Source organism: Dictyobacter aurantiacus (genome assembly GCF_003967515.1).
GTDB lineage: Bacteria > Chloroflexota > Ktedonobacteria > Ktedonobacterales > Ktedonobacteraceae > Dictyobacter > Dictyobacter aurantiacus.
The window spans coordinates 5,879,253-5,896,871 of sequence record NZ_BIFQ01000001.1 but is presented as its reverse complement, the minus strand read 5'-3'; the positions used below and the strand labels follow the sequence as shown (position 1 = coordinate 5,896,871).

The following is a 17,619-nucleotide window of genomic DNA, read 5'->3' as shown; positions in this document are numbered from 1 at the left end:
ATGGTATACTCTACAGGCAATCATTAATGAACATATGTCCTAATAGATACGCAGACAGAGAAAATTAGCATGGAGATTCATCTTAGAGAGGCAAAGAGCATCCTTGGTCCCCAGCGCGGCGGCTTTCTGGCGAGCGGGACCTATCCATATACCCATACCCTGTCGTGCTATGTGGGCTGCGGCTTCGGATCGACCACCTGCGGCATGTACTGCTACGCGCAGTTCCTCCCCAACTGGTCCTTCGTAGGGGGAAGCGCGACCTGGGGTAGCGCGGTTCACATCAAGGCGAACGCGCCACAGCTGCTCGATGAGACGCTGGCGAAGATGCGGCCCGCCACGCGCCAGAAGCTGCGTATCTTTATGAGCAGCTCGACTGATCCCTATCAACCCCTCGAAAACAAATATCAGCTTACGCGCCAGTGCCTGGAAGTCTTCGCGCGCTATCCCGATCTCGATCTGCTGCTCATCCAGACGCGCTCGCCGCTGGTGGAACGCGACCTGGCGCTGATCAAGCAGATTCCCTACGCCTGGCTGTCGATGACCATCGAGACCAACGACCAATCCTATCTCAAGAACCTGCGAGGTGGACCCCCGCTGGAGAAGCGCTGGCAGGCGGTGCGCGCCGCCAGCCAGCAGGACGTCCCGACCCAGATCGCGGTCAGCCCCTGCCTGCCCTACACTTCTGCCGAGCAGTTTGGACAGTGGCTGATCGAGAGCAGCGCCCGGCGCATCATCGTTGACACCATGGTCGATGGTGACGGCACGGCCGGCTACCGTACCTCCCACAGCCCCTATGCCCAGGCTGTCCCCGACTGGTCCGAGACGCGCCATGCCCGCCAGCTCTACGACCATCTTCGCCACCATCCGCAAACCAGAAACATCACCATCGGCTGGAGCCTTGATGGCTTCAGCATCCCACCGCGAATCCGGAAAACAGAGGATCTTGTGGCACAACCACGATTGCTCTGACACCGCTGGAGTACATGCTGCAGGCTAATACGTAAGCATTCCTATTGTTTCTCTCGATCAACAAGTCGCCAGATATAAAGAGCACATCGACAATAATATACATACCTTGCATTTGACGAGCACGATCCATATTCACGTAGGGCCGTCCCCGGCCCCCATAGGTTCGGAGCTCGCCTCCGATTACCCCTCACCGAACACTACCGTTCCCTTTGAAACGAACGTGTTCGCGGAGAAAACACCGTGTCTGGAAATTATTGTTCGGTAGAATGGTCCTTGCCAGTATTGAGCATGCCAAAGAGGTCTTGATGATAGGTTCTCTCGGTCGTAGTCGTGCCATCAGGCAAACGATAGACCTTGTCATAGCCAGCCGAATTACGGATCACCAGGCACTCAACGGGAGTGCTCACCTCAACCACCTGGTGAAAGGTGCCGTGTGGAAAACCACAAAACTCACGCGGCCCGATACTGACGCGCTCCCCCTCCACTTCAACAATTACCGCTCCCCGCAGCACCAGGAAAAATTCGTCGCTCTCACGATGGGCGTGCGCTTGTAGATCCGCCCAGCCCTCCATAGTATTAAAATAGCTCACCTGCAGCCGATCTGAGAGAAAGGCGAAATTATCCGGCGGCGTCGGACCCGCCAGCAGAGCCGGGAAATCAGGCAATCTACGGTGATGGAATTTCATCATCCGTTCCTTTCACGTCACAATATAACTTCTCATCAATTCATACGTCCTATTCTGTGGGCAAGTTACAAAAAACATTGACAGCAGGCTTGTATGTACATAAAAATTATACAGTAACAAATTATAATTGGTGATGAAGAAGGATCTCTGTATGCAAGACTTACTAAAAATTGCTTCTCAGGCTTCAATAGCAGGCGGCGCGCTCTTGCGTGGATATTTTGGCCAGGAGCTGCCCTTCAGAGAAAAGGCAGGTTCCGACATTGTTACAGAGGCGGATCTGGCATCAGAAGCAACTATACGGGCCATCCTGCAGACTGCATGCCCCGCTTTCAATATCTTCTCAGAAGAACAGGGACTTACCGACAAAGGTTCCGAGTATACCTGGTTTGTTGATCCACTGGATGGAACCCATAATTTTGTAACCGGCATTCCGCAATTTGGTGTCTCTATAGCACTCGTCCACTATCACAAGACAGTCCTGGGCGTTGTCTACCAACCCATGACGGATACACTCTGGAGCGCCATGGATGGTAATGGCGCTCAACGCAATGCTATGCCGTTTTCTGTGCGCCAAAGTGAGGATATCCAGCGCGCGACCATTGCCTACATTCAAGGCTATGCAGCCAAAAAAGCGAGCGCGAAAGTTATTCAAAATGCACTATCTGATCATGCGAAACGAGTAGTAGCAAATTGGGCTCCATCACTTGATTGGTGCTTACTGGCCGAGGGGCGTATTGCCGGGTTAGTCAGTCTGGACTCAGAGCGCGAGGATCAGTTAGCAGGCACATGTATCGCGCGAGAAGCAGGTGTGCTGGTAACTGATTTCACAGGCACAGCTTATGACCCCGGGATGACGCGCTTCCTGGCTACCACCCACCCGGCTCTTCAGGCCGCCATGATTAAAGTACTTGCCACAATTGATCTCGATGAGTGAGAAATTGACAGGTGTAGAGATATGGCGCGAGCTCGCGCCATATCCTCTCAAGGTGCCGCGTGGACCGGGCTCTTTTTTCAAGCGGAAGCGGCTCGCAGGAAGGCGTTGATGTCTGCGATGGCCTGCCCGTTCCCTTGAAAGGGGATAGCATGCATACCGCACTGGCGAGCCCCCAGCACGTTGGCTTCCGCGTCATCCAGGAGAAGGACCTCGGCGGGTTGTAGTTCAAGCAACTCGCAGGTTAGCTCATAGATGCGTCGCTCCGGTTTGGCCACACCGACTTCGTGCGAGTAGATGATCATCTCAGCCAATTGATCAAAGTGGTAGCGATCTTGCTCCCTGGCACGAGCTCCCACGAAGCTGTTACTCAGCATAGCGGTGCGATACGCGGGACGCAAGCCCTTGAAGTATTCCATCAGCTCAACATTAGGCTGGCCCAGATATTCATCCCATAATTCCTGCCAGAAAACAGCTATCTGCTTCTGGCTCATCCCAACGCGCTCTTTCAGACTCTCCAGCACCTGTTCTTCAGAACATCTGCCCAGAGAGCCATCATGCCACACCTGCTCCATGCGCTGATTCAGTTCTCCTGGTTGCAGCCCTAGCCGCGCCTCCCATTGTATCGTCCTCTCGGGATTAGCAGGCGTGATCTCTAACACGCCACCAATATCAAACACGACCGCTCGAATAGCCATGCCTTATTCCTTTCACTCTATATATCCGTCGCGGATACATCTCACACGGATATAATAGTGCATGGTACAGATAATGTCAAGGAGCAAAGAGGGGACCACCGCTTCGTCAACTTCTACCGGCATCTACGGTGGCTCGGCACTGTACCTTCATGATGGATTTATCTCGCCGCATAGATGTGATATTATTGGCGCAAAGGATCGAAAGCAATCATTCCAGTAGACGGAGCGGGTAGAAATGATGCGACAATTCCCTGTTGGAACGTTGACGCTGCTGTTCACCGATATCGAGGGCTCGACGCGCCTGCTGCGCCAGTTGGGACGGCAGTACGCGGATATGCTGCGCGAATGTCGCCGTCTGATGCGCGCCGCCTTCGCCCACAGCCATGGCTTCGAGGTGGATACGCAGGGCGATGCCTTCTTTGTGGTTTTTGAGCGCGCCAGCGATGCCATTATGGCCGCCGTGATCGCGCAGCATTCCCTGGCCGAGGCCCACTGGCCCGAGGATGTCACGGTGCGCGTACGCATGGGCGTCCACACGGGCGAACCGCAGGCGGTCGAGGAGGGCTATGTCGGACTGGATGTTCATCACGCGGCGCGCATCATGGGCGCGGCCCACGGCGGACAGGTACTGCTGTCGCAGGCGACCCATGACCTGGTGGCTAACGACCTGCCCGATGAGGTTGGCATACAAGATCTTGGCTCATATCGCCTCAAGGATATTCCGGGCCAGAGCCGGCTGTTTCAACTGGTCATCCCCGGCCTGCCCGAGACCTTCCCACCTCCCGCGACCGCTGGCTCACGCCGCTCGCTCCGTCCCCTTCCACAGCCATCCGCGTCCTTTGTGGGACGTGAACAGGAGGTGGAGATCCTCTGCCAGCAGCTCCTGCGTCCGGGGGTGCGGCTGCTGACCCTGATCGGTATCGGCGGCGTGGGCAAGACTCGCCTGGCCCTGCAGGTGGCCAGCACACTGGCGGAACGGTTGGCTAGCGAGATATGCTTTGTGGCGCTGGAGGAGGCCCACAGCAGCGATGAGGTGCTGTCCACACTGGCGCGCGCGCTCGGAATACAGGAGGAACAGGGAACCCCGCTGCTTGGGCAGATCAAAACAGCCCTGGCCGATCAGCCGCTGCTGCTGGTGCTCGATAACTTTGAACATGTCCTCTCCGCCCGCCTGGCGGTCGCCGAGCTGCTCACCAGCTGTCCAGGACTGAAGATGCTGGTGACCAGTCGGACGATGCTGCACCTGCAGGCCGAGCATCTGTTCGAGGTGCAGCCATTCCCCCTCCCGAACAGTGAACAGGCCATGGACCTTGTCTCCCTTTCTCGTTCGGCGGCGATCGCGCTCTTTGTGCAACGGGCGCAGGCGCTGCAGCCGGACTTCGAGCTCACCGCAGAGAACGCTCCCGATATCCTGCGCATCTGCGGCCGGCTGGATGGGATTCCACTGGCCATCGAACTGGCGGCGGCTCAGAGCCGCTATTTTACGACCGCGCAACTGCTGGAGCGCCTGCAGCAGGAGAGCATGCAGTTGCAGGGCAAGGTCCAGGACATTCCAGCACGCCAGCGAACGCTGCAGCAGGCTATCGATTGGAGCTATGATCTGCTTGAGCCAGCAGAACAGCGCGTGTTCCGTCGGCTCTCAGTCTGCCCGGCGGCCATTACGCGGGAGGCGGCGGAACAGATCTGTACGGCGGCGGGACCGCTCGATAAACCTATCGTTGAACTGCTTGAGAACCTGGTCGATAAGAGTATGCTGCAGCGTCGTGGTGGCAATGGCGAGGCGCGCTTCTGGCAGTTGCGCACGCTACGCACCTATGGTTCGACTCGACTGGCGGAGGCCGCCGAGACGGAGACGACCCTGAGCGCCCTGGGCAGCTATAGCGTGTCCAGGTGTGAGGAGATCGCGCCTCGGCTGGCAGGAGCCGAACAGGTATTCTGGCTCGACCAGCTCGACCAGGACTATGAGAATATCCGCGAGGCCGCTGCCTGGCTGCTCAATGAGCACAATCCCGATCAGACACGCAGTGAGCAGGCGCAGCGCCTCGGGGTGGCTCTGATGCGCTACTGGGAGATCCGAGGCTACTTTGAAGAGGGGGCCAGCTTGCTGACACAGGCGCTGGCCAGCCCGCAGGAGGTCCCGGCAACGATCAGGGCTCAGGCTTTGCACAGCGCAGGCTTTCTGGCATTGATGCTAAGCCAGGTGCCTCAGGCGGAGGCGTTTTTGCGCGAGAGCCAGTTGCTGTTCCGTGAGAGCGGCGATAAAAGTGCGATGGCCGCTATCCTGCGCCTGCAGGGTAATCTGGCCCTGACAAAAAATTCTTATAAAGTGGCGCGTCGCCTGCTTGAGGAGGCCCTGACCATCGATCGCGAGGGCGGTAATACGCGGCGGGCCGCCTCCACGCGCATCGCCCTGGCGCAGATCGCCATCGCCCAGGGTAGCTACAGTAAAGCCTATGCCCTGCTGGAAGAGAACCTGGCCGAGTACGCCTCTCTGGGCGAGCAGGACAGTACCGCCTATCCCCTCTACTACATGGCGCGTACGCTCTTCCTGTCCGACCAGAATATAGCGAAGGCACAGGAGCTGGTCGAGGATAGCCTGAACCTCTTCCGGGCGGTCGGCAATCGTCGTCTGGTCGCGCACGCGCTCGATCTGCAGGCCAATATCCTGATGGGCCGCAAAGACAGGCAGGCCGCGCAGCTGCTCGATGAGAGCAGTCAGCTGTTCAAAGCGATCGCCGATCCTATGGGCCGCGCGGAGGTCTTGATCTCTCAGGGCCGCCTGGCCTCCTCACGCAACGACTGGCAACAGGCGCGCGCCAGCTACGAGGAGAGCCTGGCCATCCTTAAACAGTTGGAGGCAAAAGAGATGATCGCGGCCGGTCTGGAGGGTTATGGCAGTGTCCTGGTCGTCCAGCAAGCGCCCGAACGGGCCATCCAATGCTGGGGACTGGCCGCCAGCATCCGCTCGACCATCGTGGCTCCCATGCCTCCCGTCTACCGGACCTCCTACCGCCTGGCCCTGTCCCTGGCGCGCGCTCAGCTCGATCCCGCCCGCTTCCAGGCCGCCTGGCAGGATGGGAGCCAGGCAACCCTGATATCACTCCTGCCATGATCACCAGGGGGAGCAAATCAAGGGCAAAGCTCCGACAAAACCAGACAAATTTTGTGCATTTTTCTCCTGTCCTCTAAATAGGATAAGTCCTATTCCGCGCCTTTTGATCGCTTGCAGCAGAGGCATTGATCAGCTGTTCGTATATCGTTAGCAAAACACCTCAGCCGGGTCCTCAACCGCTTCAAGCAGATGAGTTTGGTCTCTAAACACACAAAAACTCCCCACCTGTGTATCAGCCATCAAAGACAATCATACACTTCCAACTGGCTGGCAATTACTGTACGCTTGTCATATGATAGATATGTCCCAATATTTTATCCAGCGAGCTAGCAAGTGCGACCATACAAGCTCTTCAACCAGGGGGAAGCATGCATCACGAGACGCTGAAATATCCCAAATCATACCTGCTGTCACACAAAAATCGACTCGACTTGCAAGGACGCCTGCTTGAACTGGCCCATGATGCCATTATCGTACGCGATCCACAAAGCGCCATTGTGTTCTGGAACCAGGGGGCTCAACAACTGTATGGGTGGACGGCCGAGGAGGCGATGGGCCAGATAACCCATACCCTGCTCCAGACGCGCTTTCCGATCCCCCTGGCTGATATTCAACATATTCTGGAGACCAAAGGCTATTGGGAGGGCGACCTCATCCACATCGGCCGTACTGGTGAGCAGATCATCGTTGAGAGCAGGCATGTACTTGAACGCGATGCAAACGCGAAACCGATAGCGATCCTGGAGATTAACCGCGATGTGACGGAACGCCGTCGCCTGGAGAAGATCGAACAAAAGCTCCAGGCCGAGCAGCAGGCAAAGCTTGACTTTCTGCAGCTCATCGTTGATGAGCTACCCGTCAGTATTTATCTCGTTCAGGGTCCCGATGCCCGCTTCGTGCTCTCTAATCGGGCGGCCGCCAATGTCTGGGGCGTCGAGATGAAACCGGGGCAACCCCTGGCAGAGTTTATGAAGGAGAATAACATTCAATTGCTGGGCCCTGGTGGGCAGGCACTCTCTTTACAGCAGTTGGCAGTCTACCGGGCTACTACCACCGGTGAGAGCATCTACCAGTTCCAGGAAGTGGTGCGACGACCCGACGGTACCACCATTCCTATCCTGGTCTGCGCGATCCCCCTCAAAGAACATAAGGATCTGCGTCGTATTTCTCACCACCTTGCTAGCGATAGCCCACTCGATGAGCAGATCGTCCTCGTCGTCCATCAGGATGTGACCACGCTGAAAGAATCGGAAAAACTAAAAGATGAATTTATCAACCTGGCGACGCACGAACTGCGCACTCCGGTCACCATCGTAGCCATGGGCGCCGATATGCTGCTAACACGTGCGGCGCGCGGCCGGGGGCAACCTCTAGATACGCGGCAGGAAAAAATCATTCAGGATATGCGTCAGGCGACCCGGCAACTGAGCAAGATTACGGAGGATCTGGTGGACACGACGCGCATGCAGGCGGGCCACCTCAAGCTTGAGCGCAAGTCAGTCGATCTCATCTTGCTGGCTCGCCAGGTTATCGGTCGACTTCAACTGACCACGCAGCTTCACCAGATCAACCTGCATACCTCCCTGGACACGTTGTGCGCCTTCGTCGACGCCGACCGCATCGAACAGGTCCTGACTAACCTGCTCTCCAACGCCATCAAGTACAGCCCCCAGGGCGGTCCCGTTGATGTCACTATCGCTGATAAGACCGGAGCCAACGAGGCTTTAATCGCGGTGCAGGATCACGGGCTGGGCATCCCGGCCCACCAGCAATCGCGCATCTTTGGACGCTTCATGCGCGCCGACAACGCCAAAGCGATGCATATCAGTGGAACCGGCCTCGGCCTCTACCTGTGCCGCGAACTGATAGAGAACCACGGCGGCCATATCTGGTTCGACTCCACCGAAGAGGAGGGGTCAACTTTCTTTTTCACGCTGCCGCTCTGCAGCCCTCAGAGTGTGTCAGACCCCCATCACCCTGGGGGCAGGTAAGCGCTCCCGCACGCGCGTCCGCTACGCGGCCGCATTGGTTTTATATATTGGTGCATCGGGTGCGCGAATGCGCACCCGATGCACCAATATATAATAGGCAGTTGAGCAAGGCAGTGTGAACCCTCAGGAGTTTTAAAGATGGTCAAAGATGCAACAGCCGTGCGCTCGGCGCACGGCTGTTGCATCTTTGACCATCTTTCATAAGAAAAAGATTGGGGGCGTCAGCGCCCCCACGCTGGCGAGCACTCCTGCCCTGGCTCTTTAGAGCGTAATAACTTGATCGGGAGGGTTGCCCTCCAGGGCGGCGTAGAGATCGGGGAAGCAGCCAACCTGCACCCCTTCGACGGTGTCGACAGGATCATACTTGCCATCCTCTCGGAGGACGGCAAGGTTGCGCTCACTGGCACACTGGTCACAGAGCATGAGCAGCATGCCGTTCTCGCGGGCAACGGCAGCCAGGCGCTCTCCCAGCGGATTCCCCTTGCGCAAGGCGAAGGTGTTGTCGTCGAAAAAGAACATGCCGACCACCTCGGCCCCGTGACGATGCTCCTCAAGCTGAGGCAGGATCATCTTTCCAAGCTTGTAGCTGACGGTGTGTCCGGATGTGCTAAAGATATAGGCAACTTTCATAGCGATCTTCTTCTCTCTTGTTGAGGCGATGCGCGTTTGTCGTGGTGACGACAAAACGCGCTACGCTTGTCTGTTATACCAGTCTATCTGACAACAACACAACATGGCGCGACCCTGCAATGAAGCAGCCACAATCCTTCCCTCATAGATACCTACCAGGGTACAATCAGGTAATCCTGCTAAAGATTTCCGGCTGTCATCCAGGCACCTTGCACGGACGCAAAGGGCGCCTGCTGTGAGATCCAGCCGGGATCGGCACTGTTGAGGGCAATGCCTTCGGGCGACTAAATCTGTTGCCATCGTTAAGGTTAACATATTTAATGCCGCTTTCGCCATATTTGTGGGGAGCGCGTCCGATTTTCTTCTACGCTCGCAGACGCGGGGCGCGGACATGCATGCACAATCGAGCATGGCGCGAATCAGGTAGCAAGAATGAACCTTTACGGTAATGACCTAAACTATTTGGTGGCACTCTGTATAGTGAAAGTGGTAGACAACACTACGCTATTCAATCGGAAAAGCTGTACAGCAACTAGTCGCATCAGCGGCTCACCTGATTGCTGATTACAGGACTGCCAATGCGCAGGGTTACTGTTCTGTTTTATGCAGCAAGTCTGCCAGATAACATTGACAATGCGATAGAGCATTGACGTTATGAGCAGAGGCACTATTTCTCTCTGCAAAACCATTTGTGAGGAGTTACAATTTTTATGAGAACAAGTTCGACAGATAGAGAACACGTTGTAGTTGGCAAAGACGAGCTGATCCATCAGATCGCGGCCAAAGCTGGAATGAATCTGAAAGAGACGAACAAGGTTATCGATGCTTTTACCGAGGTTGTTCGTGAAGGCGTCGCCAAGGGCTACGAGGTCCGTTTGATGGGCTTTGGCACCTGGAACCTGCGTGATGTCGCCCCCCGCCGCGTGAAATCTATCCGCGGTGGCGCCCAGATTACAATCCCGGCCCGCAAACGTGTTGGCTTCTCAGTCGGTGCGGTCCTTTCACAGGCGGCTATGGATGCTTCCGCAGGGCGCGGCAAGAAATCTGAGCAGCAGCGCAGCGGTACCCGCTAGCCTCCTTCCTCGTTTGATACGTGACCTCCTGGCATGCTATGCTGACAGTGCAATAGTTCCTGTGCGGCAGTATGATAGGAGGTCTTTGTCATGCCTCAAGAGAACGTTCCTTTTTTGCTTGGCCCGGAAGATGCTTCCAGCGCGTGTCTCCTGATCCACGGTTTTAGCGGCTCGCCGCGAGAGATGATCGGCCTGGGAGAGGCGCTGGCGAGCCGGGGCATTCGCGTCTATGGGGTGGCGCTGGCGGGCCACAGTGGCGATCCAGAAGAACTGCTGCGCTATGGACGCAAGCACTGGCTAAAGTCAGCCGAGGCTGGCCTGGATCTACTGGCTCGCTACCCACGGATCTTTGTGATCGGCTTTTCTATGGGAGGCGTTCTGGCCCTGCTGCTGGGTATTAAACATCCCAGGCGCGTCGCGGGCGTGGTGGCACTCTCAACTCCTACCAACTTCTACGATAACTGGCCCTCACGCGCGGTCCCCCTCTTGCGCTATTTTATCAAATGGTATTATCCACTGGCCCGCCTTAATTTCAACGATCCCAAAGTACAGGCTGAGACACTGCGACAGGCGCGCCTGCGCGATCCACAGGCACAGATTGATTTTTCTGATCAGCATACGGTCGCTGCCATCAAGCAGATGGTGCGCCTGCCCATCCCGGCTCTGGCCGAGCTGTTCGCGCTGACCGCCTACTGTCGTCGCCGCCTTCACAAGTTACGCACCCCCCTGCTGATCATACAGAGCCGCAATGATCATACAGTTAAACCTCGCAACGCCGATGACCTCTATCGCCGGGCGCGCGCGGCCACGCCCAGATTTCTGCGCTGGCTTCATAAGTCCGACCATTTAATCGTGGTGGGACCCGAGCGGGAGGAGGTCTTTACGCAGGTCGGCCACTTTGTGCGGACTACCAGCCCAGATGCTGCAGCGCCTGCTCAATCCCATCCTGCTCAGCCTGAGTAGAAAGTCGGAAGCTCTTGCCGTCGTTGATATAGACCAGGTGCTGCCCCTGGTAGAGAACAACCATGTCTGGCTTGCCATCGTTATTGAGGTCGGCGAACTTGAGCTCAACCGGTACCAGTTCGTCGTTGGCGTGATAGAGCTCGGGTCCCATGAATATGCGGGCCTGCGCGGGATCACCACCGGCGAACTCGATGATCTCGATGCGCCGATGGAGGTTGAGGGCGATAAAATGGCTGGGCAGGCCCCTTTGCTCGTTGTGGCCCACGCGCGCGTCGGTCTGAAAGGTGCGCGGACGCCCATAGTGCAGATCATCCATCCAGGTCGAGAACCAGCCCGCGGCGGTACTCAATACCATCCATAGTAAGAGGGTGCCCGTCATGCCGATGAGAAGATAAAACCAGAAGGGGCGCGCGGGCGCCGTGTGTACCTTGACGAGCTGACGCGGCCGGTACCGCACCGACCGGCGCAGAGCCCCCTCGACCCGCGTGACGCGCGTTGGCGACAGATCCATATACACCATGTGCCGCGTCGCCGTGTCCTTGCCATGATGTCCCTGACCGGCCGTTGTCTCCTGCATACGCCAACCCTCCTGCGATGACTCTTTGGGCATCGCTCCCCTCTCTTGCTGCTCCGCAGCCACAACAACTTCTCCACTCGGACGTGAGGCACGTGGCACAGGAGTTACAATACCAGCCACGGAATCGGATGCTTGCTTCTTCCCGCTCCCACCCTCTATCGGTCGATGACGTAAGATACTTTTGGGGGCAATCCTCTCAGTAGACTCCAGAGTCGGCATCGCGCGTACTCCTCTCAATATCAAAAACACACATCCCGCTTATCCTATCGAACCACATCGCTTCCCTCGGGGCGCTTCTTACTCCACAGGATAGAACAAACGACCAAATCAGAACCTTTGTTCTATTTTAATTGAACAAACCTGTTCCTGTCAATCTATCTGGACCATACGGAGAAAAAAAGCCTATCAGCATCTGGCGCGCGCACAAAGCACACAATGAATGGAGTTCAACTTCCCACATATCCACAAGACAACATCAACAGATACGCATATTTTACCTGCAACTGATGAGGATTTCAAGCAATATTACCCATATGTCCCACTCGCTTCTATACATGTGATACATGCAATGCGGGCCATAAACGTGCGCAGGTGCACACACCGTAGGTGCCGGGCTTGCCCCGGCTTTTCGGGCTTGCCGGGATTCATTTCATGGCGGTGGACGATTGCGCGCTCAACTGGATGATATCTTGCCGTTCTCTTTCTTTCTCAGCCATCTCTTGCTGGCAGTTGGCTAGCAGCAGTTTGCGTACCATCTGCTGGCCAGTGGCGAAATCTGGCGTGGTCGTGGCTGCTGGTGGCGTATGGGCGCGATAGAGCTTGATGGCGCGCTGCATAGCCTCTGGCAGGGCCACAAAATCATGCAGAGCGCTCGACCAGCGTACAACATAAGGAGCCTGCTCCCCTAGCAGGCGCAGCAAGGAGAAAGAGGTCCGCCGCCAATCGATGTCATGAAGCAATACGGGGACCAGCACAAGCTCTCCATCTTCGTGGCACTCTAGCAACTGCTCCATCTCCAATCCATCGCTGAACTCACTGGCGAAAAAATGCTGGCTGATCAGCACGCAGACCAGCGCGTCTCCTTCTCGATACCATCCATCATTGCGATCCTCGGCCGACCTGGATGATCTGGCAGAGAGATCATAACACTCCCAACCCGCAATCATCCCACGCTGCTGCAGTTCTTTGAGTGACCCATTGAGCACATTCAGCCAGAAGGCGTCTTCGACCGCATAAAGTACACGCATATTTATATCTTCATTTCTGGTTTCCAGCATATTCCCCTCCAGCTCGGCAACAAATCCCCTCTACCTGATCGTTTATCATCACACTGGCCGCTTAAAGCATTATTCTACATACGTATAGAAGTATATTCATCAATGCTGCAGTTTTACCATATTCTTGTACGAGCAACAAGGACACCCAGAGTCCGATACGGCAGATGCGGTCCCAAACGGCACAAAGAAGTCGGCCCCTCGACGCCTCCTCTGGTCCTCCAGAAAGAGATGAACGAGAAACCAACTTCTTTAGTGAGAAATCCTGATAAGGAGTAATAAATCTGATAAATGCCCTGGTGGTTAAGGGGAGACCGTCGTCGTCGACATGCGGCTCTGACGATAGCGGCTCACGAGGCGGCGGATGGCGGCCCGGCGATAACGCCTGTACATATGCATGTGCATGTGCATGTGCCCATAGGCAACTCCACCAGAAATCTGCCCATAAGAGACCCCACCAGAAGCCAGGTCGTCTTCATCAAACAGGTCTGCGGCATAGCCGGCGCCAGCAACAACGTTCGCCAGGTCTTCGTCAGCTAGTTCTACGATAGCCGCGAAGATGGCCCCGGCCTCTTCATAATGGGTAGCTTTCTTCATCAGCATGAGGATAAACCTAACCTTTCAGCAAAAGGTCAACATAAGCCAGTACGCGCTACACGACTTGAAACCTACCGACACGATAGTAGTACCCTAAAAACGATTGCTAGTCAAGCCCCTGAAGTCAATTATTTAATAGATACTATCGTTTTTTTGTTGAAATTAGCAGACGGGCGAGTTGATTTATACTCTATGTTCTAACGAATTTATCCTTTTATTCTACAGGCGCGGCGAACAGGTCCAGACACCAGCTTTTTCACGCCGGGCACGCTGGCTGATCGCATGGTCAAAGCATATATATCGCGCCAGCCCGCTCCAGGCCTCTGTTCTTCGTTTTTGTGGACACGCCCGCGACATTTCGCCGAATCGATTGGCGGGTTTCTCCCAATTTTGAGGCGTCTTGCGCACCTGCGCTATTTTCCACCTTCCCGCGCACGGGGTGCGTCTGCTACCTACCTGCTATACATGTGGCTAAAGGAACTCGGGCTGGTCCAGGATGCTCTGCAGGTCCTCTGGCAGAGGTGCTTCCAGTTCAACGGTAGCACCGGTGGTAGGATGTGTGAAGCGGAGCTGATAGGCGTGCAGGAACTGGCGGTGCAGGGTAATACCGTATCTGAGCCGGCCGGTGCCGTAGGTAGGATCGCCCACGACCGGGTGGCCGATCGCTTTGAGGTGGACGCGAATCTGGTGGGTGCGTCCGGTCTCTAGCTGCAGCAGGAGCAGTGTGTGGTGCTGATAGCGTTCCTGTACCTTGAAGTGGGTGACGGCCTCTTTGCTGTCGATGGAGGTAATCGTCATCTGCTGGCGGTTGCGTGGATCGCGCCCGATGGGGGCGTCGATGCTGCCGCGATCAAGCGAGACGACGCCCTCGACCAGGGCCAGATAGCGCTTCTCGATCTGGTGCGCCTTCATCTGCTCGATCAGGGCAGCCTGCGTCTGCAGGTTGCGGGCGACAAGCAGCAGTCCCGAGGTGTCGCGATCCAGCCGATGCACGATGCCCGGCCGCAGATCCTCCTGCTGGCTCTTGAGCTCGGGATAGCGGGCCAGCAGGGCGTTGACCAGGGTGTCTTCGTAGTGGCCGGGGGCGGGATGGACGACCATGCCCGCCGCTTTATTGATGACAATCAGGTCGGCGTCCTCGTATACAATGTCAAGGGGCATGACCTGCGCCACGACGTTCTTGACGGCGGAGGAGGGGATCAGGGTCTGGACCTGCACGCGGTCGTTGAGCCGCAGGGCGTAGCCGGACTTGCTGGCCGCTTTGCCGTTGATGAGGATGGCCCCGTCGCTTACCAGTTGCTGAATAGAGGCTCGGGACAGCGTGTCGATCTGCGTGGTTAAGAAGCGGTCCAGGCGCGTGCCAACGTGCTCTTCCGTGATCGTCCAGCTTGTCTGTGGTGGTGTAGTTGTGTCTTTATTCATCGTTCTTAGTGCTACGCAGCGTGGTGTTGTTTAGCGCCGCCCTTTCTTTCGTCACAGGCTCTGTAGTCACGATCTCGCCCGCGCCGCCATCCTCGTACCGGTGGCGTTGCCTGAATCCACCAAACAGGACCATGAGGAACAGCAGGACGACACCTACTGAGATACAGGCGTCGGCAACGTTGAAGATCGCGAAATAGTAGTTGATCTCAGGGATGCGGAAGGAGACAAAGTCGACGACGTACCCGCTGTGCACGAGACGATCGATCAGGTTGCCAAAGGCGCCGCCCAGAATCAATCCAAATACAAGTTTATAGGCCAGGGAACCGGTGTTGAGCATGCGCGAGTAGAGATAACAGACAACCAGTACGGCGATCGCGATCAGGACGGCCAGCACGATTGATCCTTTGCCACCGGACAGCATGCCAAAGGCTGCGCCTGAATTATGTATATAATTGAAAACCAGGTAGTGTCCCAGGATCGGAAACGGTATTTCGCTTCCCACGGTCATATTCTGGACGACCTGCGCCTTGCTCCATTGGTCGAGCACAATGGCGGTGATCGCCGTGCAGAGAGCCAGAACGTCATACAGACGGGCACGTTTCAACGGCACAATTTCCTTCTTTCCATCCAAATCGGTGTCTCGGTCGACCAGCAGTCAGAATCGCGACCGTCACAGCCTGCCAGGCAGTCAGGCGCACAATGGTAGGGTCCATCCGAGCACGCCTATTGTATCACAGTCCACCCGCTGGCCTCTACCCGCACTTGCGATCTGCTCAAACCTCCTGCTTCCCTCTCCAACAGGCAATCCGACCTTGCCCCTACAGACCGCGGCGTCCCGACCTGGCTCGCGCGATCTTGCCGTTGAGCGTGATGTGCTGGGAGGAGGGCAGATGCTGACCGGAATAGCGCTGAAGAATGGTCTGGGCCAGGAGCGAGATCCCTTCTTCATCATCCATATCCCTCGGGTCCAGGTTCAGCTCGATATCTTCCAACGCCAGTGCAACACTCAGACTGGCCGGCGCCTGTAGTGCCCTTCTGCCCGCCATCCAGAGCGTGCGCGCGATGGGGCTGACCGTCTGTAACAGATATTTCAGCCCCTCAAGCATATCCGTCTCCTCGTCCGGCCAGCCCTCAAGCGGTACATTTCCCGATGCCACCTGATAAAACAGACCGATCCCCCTGGGATTCCCTTTGTAGACCGATGCGACCGCGTAACCATCCTGCTGCAACGCGCTGATCAACTCTCTCCCAACCTCGTGCACCACCATCACATCAGCGTCGTACTCATTGTCAGGAGCGATCTCGATATTACACATCAGCCTGGCTAATGGCTGCGTCCCCATAAGATCTTTCCTTTTCACTTTACGCTCTCTCTTGAAATGTACACGCATCATCAATCACATAGTATCAGCCAGACATTGCCTGCCTCTTATCCCTCAGGCATAGTTTATTTCCCCGTTCAAATTCCCTGATATCTACACTTTTAGTTAGGACGAATGACAGAATGTTCATCTCAAAACATATAACATGAAAATTTAGTAATAAACACCCCCTCGTATGCACATTGGCTCTCTCATGGCAGCGTAAATGGCTGTTGAGGGCAAAAATCATTTATCCTACAATAAATGATAAGAATGTGTCTTATTCTTGTCACTCTGGGGGCTCGTAAGCGCCCACACACACGCGTCCACTGCACGTCGCGCCCGTTTTTCTATAAGATTGCATGGCGTGCGCTGATGAGCACGCCATGCAATCTTATAGAAAAGAACTTTTGAGCGCTGTAAGCGCGTATCGTCAGGGGCCGGAGGCGCGAAACGTCTGGCTTTCAGGCACATTTAAAAGAAGGATATACGATGAGTCTACGCTTCTTTCAAGTTGATGCTTTTACCCATACGCCATTCGCTGGCAATGCGGCGGTGGTTTGCATACTGGATGAGCCGCGCGAGGATCGCTGGCTGCAGCAGGTGGCCAGCGAGATGAATCAGGCGGCCACCGCCTTTCTGCATCCCGAGGGGGACGGCTATCGCCTGCGCTGGTTTTCGGCCCATGTTGAGCTTGAGCTGTGCGGCCATGGTACCCTGGCCAGCGCCCATACGCTGTGGGAGCAGGGCTACCTGTCCCCTGAGACGGAGGGTCGCTTCTATTCGCGGGGCGGCTTTTTGACGGCGCGGAGGCGCGGGGAGTGGATTGAGTTGAACTTCCCGGCCAAGCCCGAACAGGATGTGGAGCCGCTACCGGCCATGTCCGCGAGCCTGGGCGTCACACCGCGCTACGTGGGCAAGAGCCAGCTGGACTACCTGGTTGAGCTTGAGTCTGAAGAGGTGGTGCGCGGCCTGCAGCCCGACTTCGCGCGACTGGCCACCCTGCCGGCGCGCGGCGTGATCGTGACAGCTGCGGCCTCCGGCAAGCAGGACTACGATTTTGTCTCGCGCTTCTTCTGCCCCAGCGTCGGCATTAATGAGGACCCCGTGACCGGCTCGGCCCATTGCGTGCTCAGTCCCTTCTGGAGCAAGCGCCTGGGTCGGGGACAGCTCACGGGCTACCAGGCCTCACGGCGTGGCGGCACCGTGCGCGTGCTGCTCGACGGCGATCGCGTGCGCCTGGGTGGACAGGCCATAACCATCTCGCGAGGCGAGCTGCTTTAACCCCTTGTCTAACCCCTTGTCGTAGGTGCGAGGCTTGCCCCCGCTTGCCGC

16 protein-coding genes are annotated in these 17,619 nt (G+C 56.5%); 7 read left to right on the top strand and 9 right to left on the bottom strand.

Annotated features, from left to right (window positions below):
- Window positions 1-69 precede the first annotated feature (69 nt).
- Window positions 70-969: an SPL family radical SAM protein gene (locus tag KTT_RS23780; protein ID WP_126598923.1), complete on the top strand. Its 900-nt coding sequence runs from the start codon at window positions 70-72 to the stop codon at window positions 967-969.
- Between the two features lie 251 nt (window positions 970-1,220).
- Here KTT_RS23780 and KTT_RS23775 read toward each other — a convergent pair whose 3' ends face one another.
- The gene (locus tag KTT_RS23775) at window positions 1,221-1,658 is read right to left on the bottom strand and encodes a cupin domain-containing protein (protein ID WP_126598921.1); all 438 of its coding nucleotides are present in this window, start codon (window positions 1,656-1,658) and stop codon (window positions 1,221-1,223) included.
- 148 nt (window positions 1,659-1,806) lie between these two features.
- On the opposite strand from KTT_RS23775, the gene KTT_RS23770 reads away from it, so the two are divergent.
- A complete protein-coding gene (locus KTT_RS23770; RefSeq protein ID WP_160146088.1) occupies window positions 1,807-2,589 on the top strand; it encodes an inositol monophosphatase family protein in 783 nt (260 codons plus the stop codon).
- A gap of 77 nt (window positions 2,590-2,666) precedes the next feature.
- Here KTT_RS23770 and KTT_RS23765 read toward each other — a convergent pair whose 3' ends face one another.
- Window positions 2,667-3,284, bottom strand: coding sequence for an HAD family hydrolase (locus tag KTT_RS23765; RefSeq protein WP_126598916.1), 618 nt, complete (start codon window positions 3,282-3,284; stop codon window positions 2,667-2,669).
- A 235-nt stretch (window positions 3,285-3,519) separates the two neighbouring features.
- Here KTT_RS23765 and KTT_RS23760 point away from each other — a divergent pair, with 235 nt between their 5' ends.
- Together KTT_RS23760 and KTT_RS23755 are read left to right on the top strand one after the other, a co-directional pair.
- A complete protein-coding gene (locus KTT_RS23760; protein ID WP_126598914.1) occupies window positions 3,520-6,396 on the top strand; it encodes an ATP-binding protein in 2,877 nt (958 codons plus the stop codon).
- Between the two features lie 368 nt (window positions 6,397-6,764).
- Window positions 6,765-8,387, top strand: coding sequence for a sensor histidine kinase (locus KTT_RS23755; RefSeq protein ID WP_126598912.1), 1,623 nt, complete (start codon window positions 6,765-6,767; stop codon window positions 8,385-8,387).
- 261 nt (window positions 8,388-8,648) lie between these two features.
- On the opposite strand, the gene KTT_RS23750 is transcribed toward KTT_RS23755, so the two are convergent.
- Window positions 8,649-9,017 (bottom strand): SaoD/DsrE family protein, encoded by a 369-nt coding sequence (locus tag KTT_RS23750; protein ID WP_126598910.1) that lies wholly within the window; start codon window positions 9,015-9,017, stop codon window positions 8,649-8,651.
- A 710-nt stretch (window positions 9,018-9,727) separates the two neighbouring features.
- Here KTT_RS23750 and KTT_RS23745 point away from each other — a divergent pair.
- Window positions 9,728-10,090, top strand: a complete 363-nt coding sequence (locus tag KTT_RS23745) for an HU family DNA-binding protein (protein ID WP_126598908.1) — start codon at window positions 9,728-9,730, stop codon at window positions 10,088-10,090.
- Window positions 10,091-10,180: 90 nt separating this feature from the next.
- Window positions 10,181-11,053, top strand: coding sequence for an alpha/beta hydrolase (locus KTT_RS23740; protein WP_126598906.1), 873 nt, complete (start codon window positions 10,181-10,183; stop codon window positions 11,051-11,053).
- Here KTT_RS23740 and KTT_RS23735 read toward each other — a convergent pair.
- From KTT_RS23735 to KTT_RS23710, 6 genes are all read right to left on the bottom strand, one after another.
- On the bottom strand, window positions 10,998-11,849 hold the full coding sequence (locus KTT_RS23735) for an FG-GAP repeat domain-containing protein (protein ID WP_126598903.1): 852 nt from the start codon (window positions 11,847-11,849) through the stop codon (window positions 10,998-11,000). The genes KTT_RS23740 and KTT_RS23735 overlap by 56 nt on opposite strands.
- A gap of 425 nt (window positions 11,850-12,274) precedes the next feature.
- Complete coding sequence (locus KTT_RS23730) at window positions 12,275-12,877, bottom strand: hypothetical protein (RefSeq protein WP_126598901.1); 603 nt, start codon at window positions 12,875-12,877, stop codon at window positions 12,275-12,277.
- Between the two features lie 330 nt (window positions 12,878-13,207).
- Window positions 13,208-13,507 carry a hypothetical protein gene (locus KTT_RS23725; protein ID WP_126598899.1) on the bottom strand — a complete coding sequence of 100 codons (300 nt, stop codon included), beginning with the start codon at window positions 13,505-13,507 and terminating at the stop codon, window positions 13,208-13,210.
- 465 nt (window positions 13,508-13,972) lie between these two features.
- A complete protein-coding gene (locus KTT_RS23720; RefSeq protein ID WP_126598897.1) occupies window positions 13,973-14,923 on the bottom strand; it encodes an RluA family pseudouridine synthase in 951 nt (316 codons plus the stop codon).
- Window positions 14,916-15,533: a signal peptidase II gene (gene lspA / locus KTT_RS23715; RefSeq protein WP_160146087.1), complete on the bottom strand. Its 618-nt coding sequence runs from the start codon at window positions 15,531-15,533 to the stop codon at window positions 14,916-14,918. The genes KTT_RS23720 and lspA overlap by 8 nt, the downstream gene beginning before the upstream one ends.
- Window positions 15,534-15,741: 208 nt before the next feature.
- Window positions 15,742-16,266, bottom strand: coding sequence for a hypothetical protein (locus tag KTT_RS23710; RefSeq protein ID WP_126598893.1), 525 nt, complete (start codon window positions 16,264-16,266; stop codon window positions 15,742-15,744).
- A gap of 510 nt (window positions 16,267-16,776) precedes the next feature.
- Between KTT_RS23710 and KTT_RS23705 the strand changes: the two genes are divergently transcribed.
- Window positions 16,777-17,568 carry a PhzF family phenazine biosynthesis protein gene (locus KTT_RS23705; RefSeq protein WP_126598891.1) on the top strand — a complete coding sequence of 264 codons (792 nt, stop codon included), beginning with the start codon at window positions 16,777-16,779 and terminating at the stop codon, window positions 17,566-17,568.
- Window positions 17,569-17,619 lie beyond the last annotated feature (51 nt).

Excerpts from the sequence above, each read along its gene's own strand:
- KTT_RS23750 (WP_126598910.1), bottom strand. The coding sequence starts at position 9,017 with ATGAAAGTTGCCTATATCTTTAGCACATCCGGACACACCGTCAGCTAC.
- KTT_RS23765 (WP_126598916.1), bottom strand. The coding sequence starts at position 3,284 with ATGGCTATTCGAGCGGTCGTGTTTGATATTGGTGGCGTGTTAGAGATC.
- KTT_RS23705 (WP_126598891.1), top strand. The coding sequence starts at position 16,777 with ATGAGTCTACGCTTCTTTCAAGTTGATGCTTTTACCCATACGCCATTC.
- KTT_RS23720 (WP_126598897.1), bottom strand. The coding sequence starts at position 14,923 with ATGAATAAAGACACAACTACACCACCACAGACAAGCTGGACGATCACG.
- KTT_RS23740 (WP_126598906.1), top strand. The coding sequence starts at position 10,181 with ATGCCTCAAGAGAACGTTCCTTTTTTGCTTGGCCCGGAAGATGCTTCC.
- KTT_RS23775 (WP_126598921.1), bottom strand. The coding sequence starts at position 1,658 with ATGATGAAATTCCATCACCGTAGATTGCCTGATTTCCCGGCTCTGCTG.
- KTT_RS23710 (WP_126598893.1), bottom strand. The coding sequence starts at position 16,266 with ATGGGGACGCAGCCATTAGCCAGGCTGATGTGTAATATCGAGATCGCT.
- KTT_RS23760 (WP_126598914.1), top strand. The coding sequence starts at position 3,520 with ATGATGCGACAATTCCCTGTTGGAACGTTGACGCTGCTGTTCACCGAT.
- KTT_RS23725 (WP_126598899.1), bottom strand. The coding sequence starts at position 13,507 with ATGCTGATGAAGAAAGCTACCCATTATGAAGAGGCCGGGGCCATCTTC.
- KTT_RS23770 (WP_160146088.1), top strand. The coding sequence starts at position 1,807 with ATGCAAGACTTACTAAAAATTGCTTCTCAGGCTTCAATAGCAGGCGGC.
- KTT_RS23730 (WP_126598901.1), bottom strand. The coding sequence starts at position 12,877 with ATGCGTGTACTTTATGCGGTCGAAGACGCCTTCTGGCTGAATGTGCTC.
- KTT_RS23745 (WP_126598908.1), top strand. The coding sequence starts at position 9,728 with ATGAGAACAAGTTCGACAGATAGAGAACACGTTGTAGTTGGCAAAGAC.
- KTT_RS23735 (WP_126598903.1), bottom strand. The coding sequence starts at position 11,849 with ATGCCGACTCTGGAGTCTACTGAGAGGATTGCCCCCAAAAGTATCTTA.
- KTT_RS23780 (WP_126598923.1), top strand. The coding sequence starts at position 70 with ATGGAGATTCATCTTAGAGAGGCAAAGAGCATCCTTGGTCCCCAGCGC.
- KTT_RS23755 (WP_126598912.1), top strand. The coding sequence starts at position 6,765 with ATGCATCACGAGACGCTGAAATATCCCAAATCATACCTGCTGTCACAC.